This window comes from Enterococcus sp. MMGLQ5-1 (assembly GCF_013155265.1).
Classification (GTDB): domain Bacteria; phylum Bacillota; class Bacilli; order Lactobacillales; family Streptococcaceae; genus MMGLQ5-1.
In genome coordinates this window covers 71,372-86,936 of record NZ_JABJXU010000006.1, presented here as the reverse complement: position 1 = coordinate 86,936, position 15,565 = coordinate 71,372, and the positions used below count along the sequence as shown (strand labels likewise).

Genomic DNA, 15,565 nt, shown 5'->3' with positions numbered 1-15,565 from the left:
TGGAGATGAAGATGGCTGAATTAAAAAAAGGGCTTCTAGTTATGGATGTTGATAGTACATTAATTAATCAAGAGGGTATTGATATCCTAGGTGAAATTGCTGGTGTCGGTGAACAGGTAGCAAGTATCACTTCTAGAGCGATGAATGGCGAGCTGAATTTTGAAGCTGCGCTTCGCGAACGTGTTGGTCTTTTAAAGGGCTTACCGGCTACTGTCTTTGATGAGGTAGCCAAACAGATTAGCTTTACAACTGGTGCTGTTGAATTAATTGCAAAATTAAAATTTGCTGGCTGGTCGGTTGGTGTTGTTTCAGGTGGCTTTCATGAAACGGTTGATCGATTGGCTCAACAGGCTAATATAGATTTTGTCAAGGCGAACCGATTAGAGATAATTGATGGTCAGCTATCTGGTCAGGTCGTTGGCGAAATTGTTACTAAAGACGTTAAATTAGCAAAATTAAAAGCGTGGTCAAAGCAACTAGCTTTACCCCTGTCGCAGACAGTAGCAGTTGGTGATGGGGCAAATGATTTGTTAATGATTCAGGCGGCAGGAATTGGTATCGCTTTTGATGCTAAGCCTGTTGTACAAAGTCAAGCACCCTATGTAATTGACGAACGTAATCTATTACAAGTATTAAAAATTATTGAAACAAATGATCATTTTATTGCTTAAGCGATTTGGATAAGAAGAAAGGCAAGGTGTAGATATGCGTCAAGCAAGAATAGAACGAAATACTTTTGAAACCAAAATTAAACTTTCACTTAATTTAGATGCACAAGAGCCGGTTCAAATTAATACTGGTGTTGGCTTTTTTGATCATATGCTGACTTTATTTGCACGGCATTCAAGAATTTCCCTCGTGGTAGATGCTGATGGCGATATTGATGTAGATAGTCACCATACAGTTGAAGATGTCGGCATTGTTCTTGGTCAAGCAATTAAAGAAGCACTTGGAAATAAGTCAGGTATTAATCGCTATGGCACCAGTTTTGTACCAATGGACGAAACATTAGGTATGGCGAGTCTTGATTTATCTGGCCGCAGCTTTTTAGTCTTTGATGCAACCTTTGATAATCCAAAGCTTGGCTTATTTGATACGGAACTGGCTGAAGAATTTTTCCAAGCGCTTGCATTTAATGTACAGATGAACCTTCATCTAAAAATTATACATGGAAAGAACACGCATCATAAAATTGAAAGCTTATTTAAAGCTACTGGTCGTGCTTTGCGTGAGGCGATTACAATTAATCCTGAAATTAAAGGCGTGAATTCTACAAAGGGTGTGTTGTAATGATTATTGTGATAGATTATGATGCAGGCAATACAAGAAATGTGATGAGAGCGTTAACTAAAATTGGTTTGGAATCCAAGCTGTCAAGTGATGCTGCTGAAATTAGAGCAGCGGATGGCTTAATCTTACCGGGAGTTGGTGCATTCCCTTTGGCGATGCAGGCGCTAGAAAAGCGGGGCTTAGTTGAGGTTATTAAAGCAGCTGTTGCAAAGGGAAAACCACTATTAGGCGTTTGTCTGGGTATGCAATTACTATTAGAGAGCAGTGAAGAGCATCATTACACTAAAGGATTTGGTTTTATACCGGGCAGCTGTAAATTAATTCCAAGTCAGTCTGGTTTTCCAGTACCTCATATGGGCTGGAATCAACTAAAAGTCCAACAGGAAAACGCTCTAACCAAAGGAATTAACGGCGAATACGTTTATTTTGTGCATAGTTATTATACCGACGTGCCAAATGCATACTTAGATGCAGTCAGTCAATATTCAATGACTGTTCCGGCAATTATTTCAAACGGGAATGTCTTCGGCGCACAGTTTCATCCTGAAAAGTCAGGCGAGACTGGCCAAGAAATACTATTAAATTTTAAGGAGTATGTCTATGCAAATTCTACCCGCAATTGATATTAAGAATGGGCGTGCCGTTCGCTTATATAAGGGTGATTTCAATCAAGAAACGGTGGTTAATGAAAGCCCCTTAGCACAAGCCAAAGTCTTTGCTCAGGCAGGAATTGATTTCATCCATGTCGTTGACCTAGATGGTGCTTTAGAGGGTCAAGCCACCAATGCCAAATTAATTGCTGAAATCAAGGCGACAACAGGCTTGAAAATTCAGGTTGGTGGTGGTATTCGGACGCTTGAACAAATCGAAGCCTATTTAAACGCCGGCATTGATCGGATCATCATCGGCTCAATGGCGGTTAAATCGCCTGACTTTGTCAAACAAGCGATTGCGCAGTTTGGCGCGACTAAAATTGTCGTCGGTATTGATGCCAAAGCTGGAATGGTGGCAACTGAGGGCTGGCTGGAAACCTCAGATGTTGATTTTATTAGCTTAGCCTTGGCGATGGAGAAAATTGGCGTTAACTTATTTGTCTATACCGATGTTGATCGGGATGGGACGTTGACCGGTCCTAATTTTGAGCATTATGAAAAATTGCAAGCGGCTTTAACAACGGCAGAGGTTATTGCCTCAGGTGGCATTGCCGAGCTAGCGGATTTAACTAAGCTAAGGGCGATTGGTGTAGCTGGCACAATTGTCGGCAAAGCCTATTACAGCGGTGCAATTAGCCTTGACAATCTGGGAGATTTTGATGGAAAATGACGAGCTGCTAAATTACGCCAAGCAATTGACCGCAAGTGAAGTTTATTGGTATCAGCAGTGGGAATGTTATCGTTTTGATATTGGTGGCAAGATTTTTGGTTACCTCAACGAGCGGTATTTAACACTTAAAAATACACCAGAAAAAAACGAACGGTTGCGTGAACAATTTTCAGCGATAATTGCTGGCTATTACATGAATAAAACACATTGGAATAGCGTTTTAATGCAAGAAAATACCGAGCTTGGCTTGCCTGAGCTAGAACAGTTGATTTTGGAAAGCTATCAGCTGGTTGTTTCAAAGTTATCGAAAAAAGAACGTCAACGATTGGGGGTATAAATGTTAGCTAAAAGAATCATTCCTTGCCTAGATGTGACAGAGGGTCGTGTTGTCAAAGGGATTAATTTTGTCAACTTAACAGATGTCGGCGATCCAGTTGAGATTGCTAAGGCCTATTATGAACAGGGTTGTGATGAACTGGTTTTCCTTGACATTACAGCAACGCATCAAAAGCGTGGTACGATGGTCGAAGTCGTGGAAAAAACGGCCGACCAGGTTTTTATTCCCTTCACCGTCGGTGGTGGGATTCGATCAGTTGAGGATATGAATAGAATGCTCAGAGCAGGGGCTGATAAGGTGGCAATTAATTCGTCAGCGATTAATAATCCAGACCTAATTTCTCAAGGGGCAGAAAAATTTGGTAATCAATGTATTGTCGTAGCTGTTGACGCTAAGCGTGTCGGTGATTCCTGGCATGTTTTTGTGACAGGCGGACGTGAGGATACAGGCATCGATGCGATTGAATGGGTTAAAAAAGCAGTAGCGTTAGGAGCTGGTGAAATTCTCTTGACCTCAATGGACAAGGATGGTACAAAATCAGGCTATGACTTAGCGCTTAATCAAGCCGTTTGTCAGGCCGTTTCGGTTCCTGTGATTGCTTCAGGTGGTGCTGGTAATCAAGCAGATATTTTAGAAGTGCTTGAGCAAACAGATGTCACTGCAGCCCTTGCCGCGAGTGTTTTTCATTACGGTGAAATTAGCATTCCAGAAACAAAGGCGAAATTAAAAGCAGCTGGTGTTGAGGTTAGGGGATAAGAGAGGTGCACGAATTGTCAAACCTAAAATTAGATTTTGAAAAGCAAGGTGGTCTAGTTCCTGTTATTGTGACTGAACACGATACAGGCGAGGTTTTGATGCTTGCCTATATGAATGAGGCGAGCTATCAAAAAACATTGGAAACTGGTCAGATGTGGTATTGGTCAAGAAGCCGCAATGCACTTTGGTTAAAAGGTGAAACGAGTGGGCATTTTCAAGCTGTGCGCACGATTAAAGCGGATTGTGATTTAGATACATTACTAATTTCAGTTGACCAAGTAGGTCCTGCCTGCCATACCGGTGCGCACAGTTGTTTTTTTAATGAGATAGATTTAGCAGAGGGCAGCTAATGCAAGCATTTTTCTTATTTATTGTGGCGGGTTTAGCTGAAATCGGTGGTGGATACTTGATTTGGCAGTGGCTTAGAGCAGATAAAACTGGGTTGCTGGGTTTTTTAGGTGGTATTTTGCTCATTTTATATGGCGTGATTGCGACTTATCAGAAATTTCCAGATTTTAGTCGTGTTTATGCAGCCTATGGTGGTATTTTTATTGTACTTTCGTTGTTGTGGGGCTGGTTATTTGATAAAAAAACACCCGACTTTTACGATTGTTTAGGTGCAATTTTTTGTTTGATTGGTGCTATAATTATTTTGTATGCACCAAGACAATAATGTTTACATAAAGAAGGGAAGTAACAAATGATTAACGAACTTTACCAAGAAATTTTAGACCGCCAAGCGAGCCCTAAAGAAGGTTCATACACCAACTACCTCTTTGATAAGGGCTTAGATAAGATTTTAAAAAAGGTTGGTGAGGAGGCTACTGAGGTAGTGATTGCTGCCAAAAACGATAATCAAGAATTAATTTCGGAGACCGGTGATTTAGTCTATCATATGCTTGTTTTATTAGCAGAAAAAGGGATTAGCTTAGAAGCTATTTCTGAAGAGTTGGGTAAAAGGGTCGGTAAGCAAAGCAATGTTCATGATCGAAAGGAAATTGATAAATATTAATTGCTGAGATAATCGACGCTTAAAAATTCAAATAAACTGTTAAAATAGCATATAGCATAATCAATGATTATTTTTAAAGATACTATTGCAGCAATTCTAACCAATCAGGGCTCTTTTATCAAGTCGACAGGCGGTAATGCTTTGTCGCTTTTTTAGTTGTATTAAATTACTTAAGTTTTATTCTCCTTACTTTACAAAGCCCGTTATCATTCTTTATAATTAACTTTACATAGTTTATAGAGCACTAGCAGCGCACTAAATATCGTCTAGTAGCAGATGTTTGGAATTGAGGGTTAATCATGGTAAGTAAAGATGAGTACGAAAAAACATTAAATCAATTTTTAGGTTATTTAATGCAAAACAATAAAGAAAAAGCAAGTGAGCTGAGACAGAAATTACGCGAATTAGGCGTGCAATTGATGGAAAATAATGAAAGGGTGGATCGTAAGTAAATGCAAATCATTTTAATTATTGTTTTACTAGGCTGTTATTTTTTATTTTTTAATCAAGATATCAAAGACACGGCAGGTATTTGCATTATAACTCTGCTTATCGCAGGTGCCTGCGGTCTGATTTTTGGAATAGCTAATGCCTCGGCCTTGGAAATAGCCCTTGTTGTGAGCTTAGGCTTTTTACTTCGGCAGGCCTATCAAGAAATTTAGAAGAGGTGGCAGATGAGAATTGGTGTTGACATGGAGGAGCTGAGTCGATTTACGGAATTGATTCAAAAGCCACGCTTTGTTTTGCGGGTGCTGACGGAGAATGAATACCAAGTTTTTAATCAATTAAATACTAAAAGGAAAATTGAGTATTTAGCAGGTCGTTGGGTGGCTAAAGAAGCGTTTGCCAAGGCGTATGGCACTGGGATTGGTAAGCTAAGCTTTCAGGAGATAGAGGTATTGAATGAGGACAACGGTGCGCCCTATTTTTCAAAATTTCCAAAAATAAATGGTCAGGCGGAAATATCACTAAGTCATACGAATACTGGTGCTATTGCTTTTGTTGTCATTGAAGGAAAGTGAGCAGGAAATGATTAATTCTAAACATCGTCCAACTGTTGCCTTAATAGATTTAGACGCGATATGCTGGAATATTAAGCAAGAACAGAGGCATAGTAATAATTCGGAAATTTTTGCAGTTGTCAAGGCTAATGGCTATGGTCATGGTGCTGTTGAGGTTGCTAAAGCAGCCTTGAGCTCGGGAGTGAGCGGACTTTGTGTTTCTAATTTAGATGAGGCCTTGGATTTAAGAAAAAATGGCATTTCAAGTCCAATTCTGGTTTTGAGTGAAATTCCAGTTGCTTATATTGATTTAGCAATTGCCAATCAAATTACGCTGACAGTTGCCAGCTTATATTTTTTAGAAGCACTAGCTTTTAATGCTGATTTAGCCAAGCTTAAGATTCATCTAAAGCTTGATACAGGTATGGGGCGGATTGGTCTGAGAAATGTTGAAGAGGTTAAAGCTGCGGAGCGATTAATCAATCGTTTAAATCTACAATTAGAAGGCGTATTCACTCATTTTGCGACTGCGGATGAAGCAACGACTGATTATTTTAATCGTCAGGTACAGCGTTTTAAAAAATTGAAATCGGCCTTAGCGGTGATCCCAAAATATGTTCATGTCAGCAATACAGCAACAGCTTTTTGGCATCAACAATGTGATGGCAATCTGATTCGCTATGGCATTGGTATGTATGGCTTAAATCCCTCTGGTAAGACCTTGGACTTACCCTTTGAATTAAAGCCAGCACTTGCTCTTATTAGTCAGCTTTCATACGTCAAGCAGGTTAAAAAGGATGAATTTATTAGCTATGGCGCAACCTACGAAACAAAAACAAACGAATGGATTGGCACTGTGCCAATCGGCTACGCTGATGGCTGGTTGAGACGCTTACAAGGCTTTAAGGTTTTAGTAGAAGGTGAGTATTGTGAGATTGTCGGTAGGATTTGTATGGATCAATTGATGCTACGCTTGCCAAGGTCGTTTTCAATCGGTACTAAAGTGACCTTGATTGGCAAAGACCGAGATGAAGAGGTGAGTGCGACTTCGGTCGCAGAGTTTAGTCAGACGATTAATTATGAGATTACCTGTGGCCTGTCAGATAGAATTCCCCGCATTTTCCAAATCAAAGATTAAGAATTAAATAGACTAGCTTGTCAAGCTAGAATTATTTGACTTTATTTGTTATACTCACTTTAAAGTCTATAAAAATAAGAAAGAATCGAGGTGTTTCATATGGAACTGGAGCACATTAATGATGGCAATGTTAGAATTACCATCACTAAAGAAGATTTAGCAGATCGAGGATTAACTTTAATTGATTTAATGAGTAATCAGCAAGCTGTTGAGGAATTTTTCTATACGATTTTAGACGAGGCTGGCATTGCTGATGAATTTCAAGATTCAAGCGTTTTAAGTTTTCAGGTAGTGCCAAAAGACAATAGTTTGGAAGTCTATGTATCAAGAGATGATGTGGCGATGGAAGACACTGTTGAGCGCATTCTTAAAAGTATGGAAAAACAGCCGAGCGGCGATGAAATACAAGATAAAGCTACTGATGGCAGTCAGAAGATAAATGATGATAAGCCTGAAGAGGTACAGGAGTTTGTTTATTTTTCAATTGAATTTAATAATTTTGAAGATATTATTACTTTAGCTAAGGATTTGTTTATAGAAGCGGATGCGACCGAGCTTTATAAATTAAATGGCAAGTTTTATCTTATTATTTTACTAAACCAATTAGAGCTGGGTCAGACGCAGGTTCAAGATATTCTTGGTAGAGTCATCGAATATGGTGACAAAACCAGTATCACGCGTGATGTGCTTGTTGAATATGGACAACCCATATTACAGTATGATGCAATTGAAGTGATTCGCAAGAATTTCTAATTTTTTTTAAAGTATTGAATATCATTGTCGAAAAGATAATGATATTTTTTTGTAAGAAAGGGTGTACTAATTTATTTGTGATTTAATTGGAATTGTAATTACAAATTAGTGGTAAGCTTAATCCTGTGTTAATATGATAACAGCTATTGTCGAATATTTTATAAGGGAGAAGGGAAATAGAATAAATGAAATTGTTTCAAAGACTTGGAATAAAAAATAAATATATATGTCTGGTTGCAAGTATTATTTTTGTAAACTTTTTTTACTCAACGAAAGTAAATGCTAATGCAGTAAATGATTATATCATTTCAAATGGTTATACGCCTGTCGCTGAAACTAATCAGCTGGGGGGGATTTATGTCTATGAAAAGTATAAAAATGAATATGATTTTTCATATGCTGATAATATACCTAAAATGGTCATTATTCATGAGGTTGGTGTGGAAGGCAGTACAGTGAGCGGAGAAATAAGCTATATGCTTCGTAATCAAGAAAATGCCTTTGTTCATTCATTTGTTTCTGATAGTCAATTGATAACCATAGCTGATACCTCTAAAAAGGCTTGGGGTTCAGGAGCTTATGGGAATAAATATGGTGTTCAAATCGAATCAATTAGAGTTAATAGCAAGGAGGCTTTTGCTAAGCAAATCAATAATCTAGCTAAGTATACTGCTGATTATTTGATGAAATATAATATGGGTGCACCGAAGCTAATGTCAAGTCCGAGTACGCCTCAAAGTAATAGTTTAAGTACACCATTAGATGGTAATTTGGCGAGCCATAAAATGCTATCCTATAAATTTAATCAAACAACAAATCATGTTGATCCTGATGCATATTGGAATGATCGAGCAAGTAGATTTTTCGGAACTACCTATACAATGGCTGATTTTAGAGAGCTCGTTCAAAGGTATTATGAGCCACAACCTCAAATTAATAGTGTTACTATTGAAGGTAATCCGATGATTACAGGGGTTTTTAAAGTAAGAGTTAAAACGAATAGTACAAGTACGATGAAGGTTAAGGTACGGATGTGGAATGGTACCGATGAAACTAATAATGATGACGTTTATTGGGCTACCAAGGTTGGAGATGGTGAGTACCTTGCCACACTTGATTTACGAAAGCACCAGTATGTACCAAATACAGTGACGAATTATTCAGTTCGAGTAGCCGCAACGAACCAATCTGGCGGAGCTGTTTATTCGTATGGTAAAGTCGCCACATTAGCGCCTTACTTCTGCGACCTCTATAACTCTGGTGAGGAAGCAGTTACCTCAATTAATTGGTTATACCAAAATGGCATTACAGTTGGGTATAGTAATGGAAATGATGATATTCATGTTAACTTTGGACCTAGTGATCATGTAACTCGGGGGCAAATGGTTACTTTCTTATATCGTTTAGCTGGAAGCCCTACTGTCACTGATACTAATAATTACCCAGATGTTTCCGGGCAAAGCGACGAAACAAGACGCGCTATTTCTTGGGCAACAAAGCTCGGAATTACAACGGGTTATGGGAATGGTTTTTTTGGACCAAATGATTTTGTAACCCGAGAACAAACAGCTGCCTTTTTATATCGGGGGGCGGGATCTCAACTAAATAACTCAACTAATAGTTTTATTGATGTTAACGTAAATAGTTCATTTTATGATGCGGTATCATGGTTAACTGCTAATGGTATTGCGAAGGGCTATACTAATATTATCTTTGGTAGCTCTGATTTTACAACGCGCGAACAAATGGCGATGTTTATTAAACGTTTTTCTGATAAAGGATTTACACTGGTAGGTACCCCTACTTCAGCAGAAGGAGCTGAAAAGGTTGACTTAGTTGATGCAAACCAAACGCAAAAAGATTGGTATCAATCAATTGAATCAATTGCAGTTTCGGTTGCCAATAATAATAATCTTTATCCTTCGGTCATGCTTTCTCAAGCAATTGCCGAAAGCGCTTGGGGACAAAGCGAGCTTGCTAAAAATGCTAATAATTACTTTGGTATTAAGGCAGATGATTCATGGGTAGCAGCAGGCAAGCCTTATTATTCAAAAAATACGCAGGAATATGTGAATGGACAGTATATTACTGTTGAAGCTAAATTTAGAAAATATGCAACACCACAAGAAGGCCTGCAGGGCTATGCCGATAAATTAAATACGACAATGAATGGCTCCCAGCTTAGATATCGTAATGTATATCGTGATCAAGCGCTAAGCTATCAACAGGCTTGCCAAAATCTGCAAAGTGATGGTTATGCAACCGCACCTGATTATGCAACAAATTTGATTAATCGAATTCAAAAATATAAGTTAAATACGCTAGATTAATAATTGGGGGAAAAATGAAAAAAATCGTGATTATTTGTGGCAGCTTAATTTTAGCAATTTTTATTATTTTTATTGGTTGGTTATTATTAGGTGATAGCGACACAGGCGCTAAAAAAGCTCAAAAGAGCTCAGAATCAGCGGTTTCATCAAGTATTATAAAGGATAATAGCAGCTCTAGCCAATCAAAAGCAGCTAGCTCTGAGCAGATTTCAGGCTCTACCAATGAATTCTCTGATGATCCAACTGAAGAATCTATTTATCAATCAAGAGCGACAGAGGATGCTCAGACAATTGAAGCTGCCGGTGGTGTGGATAAAATAGCTGAAGCGCGAAAGCTACTTGATCAGGCTGGAATGGATAGTAATGATTTCAGTAATCTAGATATTGCCAACTACATTAATGCGGCAAAAGAAAATAATATGGAATTAGTTGAATATTTAAAATCAATTGGTTTTTAAATTAATACTTTAAGGCTGGACTTTTGGTTCAGCCTTTTTAATTAATAAACCATATAAATAACAAAATTAATATTTTTTTAACGTTATTTTCACATAATTAATTTGATTTAAACCATTGCTATTAAACTAATTCTATTATAAATATCAATTTTATTTGAAGTTGAAAAGTAATTTGAATTTTAATTCAATATTTGATAGTATTAAGAGTATTGTATTAGGAAAATGAGAGGGAATAGAATGGCCAATATTCTTAAAAAAGTAATTGAAAATGATAAAAAAGAAATTAATCGTTTACGAAAAATAGCAGAACAGGTGGATAGTTATTCAGAGGCATATAGTCAACTGACAGATGATGCCCTGAAAGCTAAAACTGAAGAATTTAAAGAACGTTATCAAAACGGTGAAACCTTAGATGATTTATTACCAGAGGCATTTGCTGTTTGTCGTGAAGCATCAAAACGAACTCTAGGACTTTTCCCTTATTTAGAGCAAGTAATGGGGGCTGTTGTTTTACATAACGGTGATGTTTCTGAGATGAGAACCGGTGAGGGTAAAACATTAACTGCAACAATGCCTGTTTATCTTAATGCGATAAGTGGTCAAGGGGTTCATGTCGTGACGGTAAATGAATATTTATCAACGCGTGACGCAAGTGAGATGGGTGAATTATACAATTGGCTTGGCTTAACCGTCGGTCTTAATATTAATTCCAAGTCCTCTGATGAGAAGCGTGAGGCTTATGCTTGTGATATTACATACTCTACTAACTCAGAGCTGGGGTTTGATTATCTTCGTGATAATATGGTAGTCTATCAAAGTCAAATGGTTCAGCGTCCTTTAAATTATGCGATTGTCGATGAGGTCGATTCTATTTTGATTGACGAAGCGCGGACACCTTTAATTATTTCGGGTCAGGCAGAAAAATCGACCGCCTTATATATTCGTGCAGATAATTTTGTTAAGGGCTTAGTTGAGGATGATTATAAAATTGATGTACAATCGAAAACTATTGGTTTAACAGAGCAAGGGATTGATAAGGCAGAGGCTATTTTCGCCTTAGAAAATCTTTTTGACATTGAAAATACAGCTCTTACGCATCATATTGATCAAGCACTTCGTGCCAATTATATTATGCTGAAGGAAATTGATTATATCGTTGACGATGGAGAAGTTAAGATTGTCGACCAATTTACTGGTCGGGTAATGGAGGGACGTCGTTGGTCAGATGGGCTACATCAGGCAGTTGAAGCCAAAGAGCGTGTCGAAATCGAAGATGAATCTAAAACGATTGCAACAATTACTTATCAAAACTATTTTAGAATGTATCAAAAATTAGCTGGGATGACAGGTACTGCTAAAACAGAAGAGGAAGAATTTAGAGAAATCTATAATATGCAAGTAACAGCAATCCCAACGCATCGTCCAGTGATTCGGATTGACCAGTCTGATTTGCTATACCCTACACTTAAATCAAAATTTAAGGCAGTGGTTGAGGATATCAAGGAACGGCATGCTAAGGGGCAACCAATCCTAGTTGGTACGGTAGCTGTTGAAACGTCAGAATTGCTTTCAAATTTATTAACACAGGAAAAAATTCCGCATGAAGTATTGAATGCTAAAAATCACTTCAAGGAAGCTGAAATTATCTTAGATGCTGGTCAACGTGGCGCAGTTACAATCGCAACGAATATGGCTGGTCGTGGTACTGATATTAAACTCGGTGCTGGTGTAATTGAAGCAGGAGGCTTAGCTGTAATCGGTACTGAGCGTCATGAATCTCGCCGGATTGATAACCAATTGCGTGGTCGTTCTGGTCGACAAGGTGATCCAGGGGAGTCACAATTCTATTTATCATTAGAAGATGAATTGATGAAGCGTTTTGGTTCAGAAAGGATTAAAACTTTCTTAGAACGGATGAACATGGCTGAGGAGGATGTTGCAATTCAGTCTAAGATGTTGACGCGACAAGTAGAATCAGCTCAAAAGCGGGTAGAGGGTAATAACTACGATACTCGCAAGCAGGTATTGCAGTATGATGATGTCATGCGTGAGCAGCGTGAGGTAATCTATAAGCAGCGTTATGAGGTTATAACTGCTGAAAAAGATTTAAGGCAACAAATTCTTTCAATGGTTAAACGGACGATTAACCGCGTTGTTGAGACACATACGTCTGCAATTTCTGATAAATCAGAGGATTGGAATTTAGAAGCAATTGATGATTTCTCAAGTAATGCACTTGTGCACGAAAAAGATATTTCAGTTGATGATTTAAAGGGCAAGACACCAGCTGAAATTTCAGACTTTTTATACCAAAAGGCCTTGACAACCTATGAGCGTCAAGTATCTAGTCTGCAGGATGAAAAGCAGGTTTTAGAGTTTCAAAAAGTTGTTATTTTACGTGTGGTTGATGATAAATGGACTGATCACATTGATGCGATGGATCAATTACGTCAGTCTGTCGGTTTGCGGGCCTATGGTCAAAATAATCCATTAGTTGAATATCAAACTGAAGGCTATCGAATGTTTGAAGATGTGATTGGGGCAATTGAGTACGAGGTAACCCGTCTCTTCATGAAGGCTCAAATCAGACAAGATGTTCAGCGGGAGCAGACACCGATTGAAGAAGCACAGCCAAATTTGGAGGCTGGTCAAGGTGTGGTTAGTGAAAACCAGTCTAAAAAACCAATTACTAATCGTGATAAGCCATATGCTAATGTTGGACGCAATGATCCTTGTCCTTGTGGCTCAGGTAAAAAATTTAAGAATTGTCATGGTAGAAACGCCTAATCTTAGCTTTATGAGCAGCAGAATATGATGATGAGCTATAGATTTTATTGATTAAAAAATAATTAAAATAATTTTGAAAAGACTGGAAATTGTTCCAGTCTTTTCCCGCAAAAATTACTACCGTTTAAAAAAATTTAAATATAAAAAGAGGATTATTATGTCATTTACAGAGGTATCGCCAAAGCTTGATATTCAGCAGATTAAAGAAATATCAAAATTAACACCTGAGCAGTTTGTTAAAAAGCAGTCTCGTGATGAGGAGCTTAAAAACATTATTTCGGGAAAGGACAAACGTTTACTTTTAATTATTGGTCCTTGCTCTGCGCATGATGAAGCAGCAGTTTTAGACTATACTAAGCGCTTAGCCAAAATTCAAGAAAAGGTTAAGGACAAGATTTTTATGGTGCCGCGTATTTATACGGCAAAACCAAGAACGAATGGCGATGGCTATAAAGGATTAGTTCATCAACCAAAATCAAATGAAAAGCCAAGCCTAATTAATGGTATTAAAGCGGTACGTGATCTTCATGCTAAAGTAATTGCCGAAACAGGCTTGACAACGGCTGATGAAATGTTATATCCAGAAAATTTACCACTCGTTGATGATTTGGTAAGCTACATTGCAATTGGTGCTCGTTCTGTTGAAGATCAACAGCATCGCTTTGTTGCTAGTGGCTTTGACTGCCCAGCAGGTATGAAAAATCCAACAAGCGGTAATTTAAACGTAATGTTTAATGGTATCTATGCAGCGCAACAGCCGCAAAATTTCTTATTCAATAACGCCGAGGTGAACACCTCAGGTAATCCATATGCGCACGTCATTTTACGTGGTGCTTTGAATGAATATGGTGAAAATATTCCTAATTATTATTATGAAAATATTCTCAAGGCAATTGAGATTTATGAGCAAATGGGCTTAGTGAATCCGTTTATTATCATTGATACAAATCATGATAATTCAGGCAAACAGTATCTTGAACAAATGAGAATTGTAAAGCAAACCTTGGTAAATCGTAATTGGAATCAATCCATTAAAAACGCTGTTAGAGGCTTCATGATTGAAAGCTATATTGAAGATGGTCGTCAAAACGAAGCAGTTGAGTATGGTAAATCTATTACAGACCCGTGCTTAGGCTGGGATAAAACTGAGCAGCTAATCAATTATATTTATGAAAACTTAGATTAATAAATACCAATTGCAGATATTTTAGATCGTTTAAATTTTGAATTAGAAAAGGAACTTAGAAATGGCATTTATTGCGAAAAGCGAACCATTAGATTTAAATAAAGTACATGAAATCGCAGCATTATCAGAAGCTGCGATTGAACAAAAACGCATACGTGATCAAGAGCTAGAAGCGATTATTAAAGGTGATGATGATCGATTCTTATTAGTTATTGGTCCTTGTTCGGCGGACAATGAGCCTGCAGTTTTAGAGTATGCAAGGCGCTTGGCTAAGCTACAGGAAGCAGTTAAAGATAAAATTTTTATTGTGATGCGTGTTTATACAGCTAAACCGAGAACGAATGGTGATGGCTATAAAGGGCTAGTGCATCAGCCTGATACCGAGGGTAATCCGAGCTTAATTAACGGTATTCGAGCGGTTCGTGAATTACATGCGAAGGTGATTTCAGAAACTGGCCTAACAACAGCTGATGAAATGCTCTACCCAGAAAATTTACCAATTGTTGCTGACTTGGTATCTTATCATGCGATTGGCGCACGATCTGTTGAGGATCAGGAGCATCGATTTGCAGCTAGCGGTATTGATGCACCAACAGGGATGAAAAACCCTACAAGCGGTAATCTTAGTGTGATGTTTAATGCGATTCATGCGGCACAACAAAAGCAGAGCTTTTTATACAATAGTCAAGAGGTAGAAACGACCTCAAATCCATTGGCACACGTGATTCTTCGTGGTGCATTAAATGAGTATGGTGAAAATATTCCTAATTTTTACTATGAAAACTTAGTTAAAGTAATTGAAAAATATAAAAAATCAAATTTAAAAAATCCATTGATAATGGTGGATACAAATCATGATAATTCAGGTAAGAAATTCATAGAGCAAATTCGGATTGTGCGTCAGACCTTGATTAATCGTTCTTGGAATGATGAGGTTGCCAAATATGTTCGTGGCTTCATGATTGAAAGCTATCTTGAAGATGGTCGTCAGGATCATCCAGTTGAATTTGGTAAATCTATTACTGATCCTTGTCTAGGCTGGGATAAAACAGAGTCCTTAGTTAAAGAAATATTTGAAACACTTTAGTCGTCAGGAGATTTTAAGTGGAGGTGCGAGCTGTCTTTCTACTTAAAATCTTTTTTTATTCATACTTTGGACTGATTTAAAAAAATACTATTGAAATTTAATATTAG

General features: G+C 37.9%; 19 protein-coding genes. All 19 read left to right on the top strand.

Annotated elements, in window-relative coordinates; translation table 11 throughout:
- Nucleotides 1–11 precede the first annotated feature (11 nt).
- The 19 genes from serB (at nucleotide 12) to HOY35_RS07670 (ending at nucleotide 15,458) form a co-directional block, all read left to right on the top strand.
- Entirely contained in the window at nucleotides 12–671 is a 660-nt protein-coding gene (gene serB / locus HOY35_RS07760; protein WP_172212029.1) for a phosphoserine phosphatase SerB, read from the top strand.
- Between the two features lie 34 nt (nucleotides 672–705).
- Nucleotides 706–1,290, top strand: coding sequence for an imidazoleglycerol-phosphate dehydratase HisB (gene hisB / locus HOY35_RS07755; protein WP_172212031.1), 585 nt, complete (start codon nucleotides 706–708; stop codon nucleotides 1,288–1,290).
- On the top strand, nucleotides 1,290–1,913 hold the full coding sequence (gene hisH, locus HOY35_RS07750; protein WP_172212033.1) for an imidazole glycerol phosphate synthase subunit HisH: 624 nt from the start codon (nucleotides 1,290–1,292) through the stop codon (nucleotides 1,911–1,913). Before hisB ends, hisH begins: the two co-directional genes overlap by 1 nt.
- On the top strand, nucleotides 1,891–2,613 hold the full coding sequence (hisA, locus tag HOY35_RS07745; protein WP_172212035.1) for a 1-(5-phosphoribosyl)-5-[(5-phosphoribosylamino)methylideneamino]imidazole-4-carboxamide isomerase: 723 nt from the start codon (nucleotides 1,891–1,893) through the stop codon (nucleotides 2,611–2,613). Before hisH ends, hisA begins: the two co-directional genes overlap by 23 nt.
- On the top strand, nucleotides 2,603–2,950 hold the full coding sequence (locus HOY35_RS07740) for an MmcQ/YjbR family DNA-binding protein (RefSeq protein WP_172212037.1): 348 nt from the start codon (nucleotides 2,603–2,605) through the stop codon (nucleotides 2,948–2,950). The genes hisA and HOY35_RS07740 overlap by 11 nt, the downstream gene beginning before the upstream one ends.
- Nucleotides 2,951–3,706, top strand: a complete 756-nt coding sequence (hisF, locus tag HOY35_RS07735) for an imidazole glycerol phosphate synthase subunit HisF (protein ID WP_172212039.1) — start codon at nucleotides 2,951–2,953, stop codon at nucleotides 3,704–3,706.
- Nucleotides 3,707–3,720: 14 nt separating this feature from the next.
- Nucleotides 3,721–4,056: a phosphoribosyl-AMP cyclohydrolase gene (gene hisI, locus HOY35_RS07730; protein WP_172212041.1), complete on the top strand. Its 336-nt coding sequence runs from the start codon at nucleotides 3,721–3,723 to the stop codon at nucleotides 4,054–4,056.
- A complete protein-coding gene (locus HOY35_RS07725) occupies nucleotides 4,056–4,379 on the top strand; it encodes a YnfA family protein (RefSeq protein WP_172212043.1) in 324 nt (107 codons plus the stop codon). The genes hisI and HOY35_RS07725 overlap by 1 nt, the downstream gene beginning before the upstream one ends.
- 27 nt (nucleotides 4,380–4,406) lie before the next feature.
- Nucleotides 4,407–4,718: a phosphoribosyl-ATP diphosphatase gene (gene hisE, locus HOY35_RS07720; protein ID WP_172212045.1), complete on the top strand. Its 312-nt coding sequence runs from the start codon at nucleotides 4,407–4,409 to the stop codon at nucleotides 4,716–4,718.
- 299 nt (nucleotides 4,719–5,017) lie between these two features.
- Entirely contained in the window at nucleotides 5,018–5,170 is a 153-nt protein-coding gene (locus tag HOY35_RS07715; protein WP_172212047.1) for a hypothetical protein, read from the top strand.
- The gene (locus HOY35_RS07710) at nucleotides 5,171–5,380 is read left to right on the top strand and encodes a hypothetical protein (protein WP_172212049.1); all 210 of its coding nucleotides are present in this window, start codon (nucleotides 5,171–5,173) and stop codon (nucleotides 5,378–5,380) included.
- Nucleotides 5,381–5,392: 12 nt separating this feature from the next.
- On the top strand, nucleotides 5,393–5,740 hold the full coding sequence (gene acpS / locus HOY35_RS07705) for a holo-ACP synthase (RefSeq protein ID WP_172212051.1): 348 nt from the start codon (nucleotides 5,393–5,395) through the stop codon (nucleotides 5,738–5,740).
- Nucleotides 5,741–5,747: 7 nt separating this feature from the next.
- On the top strand, nucleotides 5,748–6,857 hold the full coding sequence (gene alr / locus HOY35_RS07700) for an alanine racemase (RefSeq protein WP_172212053.1): 1,110 nt from the start codon (nucleotides 5,748–5,750) through the stop codon (nucleotides 6,855–6,857).
- Between the two features lie 99 nt (nucleotides 6,858–6,956).
- Nucleotides 6,957–7,610, top strand: coding sequence for an adaptor protein MecA (locus HOY35_RS07695; protein ID WP_172212055.1), 654 nt, complete (start codon nucleotides 6,957–6,959; stop codon nucleotides 7,608–7,610).
- Nucleotides 7,611–7,795: 185 nt separating this feature from the next.
- Nucleotides 7,796–9,940: a glucosaminidase domain-containing protein gene (locus HOY35_RS07690; RefSeq protein ID WP_172212057.1), complete on the top strand. Its 2,145-nt coding sequence runs from the start codon at nucleotides 7,796–7,798 to the stop codon at nucleotides 9,938–9,940.
- Nucleotides 9,941–9,954: 14 nt separating this feature from the next.
- Complete coding sequence (locus tag HOY35_RS07685) at nucleotides 9,955–10,398, top strand: hypothetical protein (RefSeq protein ID WP_172212059.1); 444 nt, start codon at nucleotides 9,955–9,957, stop codon at nucleotides 10,396–10,398.
- A 237-nt stretch (nucleotides 10,399–10,635) separates the two neighbouring features.
- On the top strand, nucleotides 10,636–13,185 hold the full coding sequence (secA, locus tag HOY35_RS07680; protein ID WP_172212069.1) for a preprotein translocase subunit SecA: 2,550 nt from the start codon (nucleotides 10,636–10,638) through the stop codon (nucleotides 13,183–13,185).
- A gap of 157 nt (nucleotides 13,186–13,342) precedes the next feature.
- A complete protein-coding gene (locus tag HOY35_RS07675) occupies nucleotides 13,343–14,371 on the top strand; it encodes a 3-deoxy-7-phosphoheptulonate synthase (protein ID WP_172212071.1) in 1,029 nt (342 codons plus the stop codon).
- Between the two features lie 61 nt (nucleotides 14,372–14,432).
- Nucleotides 14,433–15,458, top strand: coding sequence for a 3-deoxy-7-phosphoheptulonate synthase (locus HOY35_RS07670; protein WP_172212073.1), 1,026 nt, complete (start codon nucleotides 14,433–14,435; stop codon nucleotides 15,456–15,458).
- The last annotated feature ends 107 nt before the right edge of the window (nucleotides 15,459–15,565 follow it).

Excerpts from the sequence above, each read along its gene's own strand:
- serB (WP_172212029.1), top strand. The coding sequence starts at position 12 with ATGGCTGAATTAAAAAAAGGGCTTCTAGTTATGGATGTTGATAGTACA.
- hisB (WP_172212031.1), top strand. The coding sequence starts at position 706 with ATGCGTCAAGCAAGAATAGAACGAAATACTTTTGAAACCAAAATTAAA.
- hisH (WP_172212033.1), top strand. The coding sequence starts at position 1,290 with ATGATTATTGTGATAGATTATGATGCAGGCAATACAAGAAATGTGATG.
- hisA (WP_172212035.1), top strand. The coding sequence starts at position 1,891 with ATGCAAATTCTACCCGCAATTGATATTAAGAATGGGCGTGCCGTTCGC.
- HOY35_RS07740 (WP_172212037.1), top strand. The coding sequence starts at position 2,603 with ATGGAAAATGACGAGCTGCTAAATTACGCCAAGCAATTGACCGCAAGT.
- hisF (WP_172212039.1), top strand. The coding sequence starts at position 2,951 with ATGTTAGCTAAAAGAATCATTCCTTGCCTAGATGTGACAGAGGGTCGT.
- HOY35_RS07725 (WP_172212043.1), top strand. The coding sequence starts at position 4,056 with ATGCAAGCATTTTTCTTATTTATTGTGGCGGGTTTAGCTGAAATCGGT.
- hisE (WP_172212045.1), top strand. The coding sequence starts at position 4,407 with ATGATTAACGAACTTTACCAAGAAATTTTAGACCGCCAAGCGAGCCCT.
- HOY35_RS07715 (WP_172212047.1), top strand. The coding sequence starts at position 5,018 with ATGGTAAGTAAAGATGAGTACGAAAAAACATTAAATCAATTTTTAGGT.
- HOY35_RS07710 (WP_172212049.1), top strand. The coding sequence starts at position 5,171 with ATGCAAATCATTTTAATTATTGTTTTACTAGGCTGTTATTTTTTATTT.
- acpS (WP_172212051.1), top strand. The coding sequence starts at position 5,393 with ATGAGAATTGGTGTTGACATGGAGGAGCTGAGTCGATTTACGGAATTG.
- alr (WP_172212053.1), top strand. The coding sequence starts at position 5,748 with ATGATTAATTCTAAACATCGTCCAACTGTTGCCTTAATAGATTTAGAC.
- HOY35_RS07695 (WP_172212055.1), top strand. The coding sequence starts at position 6,957 with ATGGAACTGGAGCACATTAATGATGGCAATGTTAGAATTACCATCACT.
- HOY35_RS07690 (WP_172212057.1), top strand. The coding sequence starts at position 7,796 with ATGAAATTGTTTCAAAGACTTGGAATAAAAAATAAATATATATGTCTG.
- HOY35_RS07685 (WP_172212059.1), top strand. The coding sequence starts at position 9,955 with ATGAAAAAAATCGTGATTATTTGTGGCAGCTTAATTTTAGCAATTTTT.
- secA (WP_172212069.1), top strand. The coding sequence starts at position 10,636 with ATGGCCAATATTCTTAAAAAAGTAATTGAAAATGATAAAAAAGAAATT.
- HOY35_RS07675 (WP_172212071.1), top strand. The coding sequence starts at position 13,343 with ATGTCATTTACAGAGGTATCGCCAAAGCTTGATATTCAGCAGATTAAA.
- HOY35_RS07670 (WP_172212073.1), top strand. The coding sequence starts at position 14,433 with ATGGCATTTATTGCGAAAAGCGAACCATTAGATTTAAATAAAGTACAT.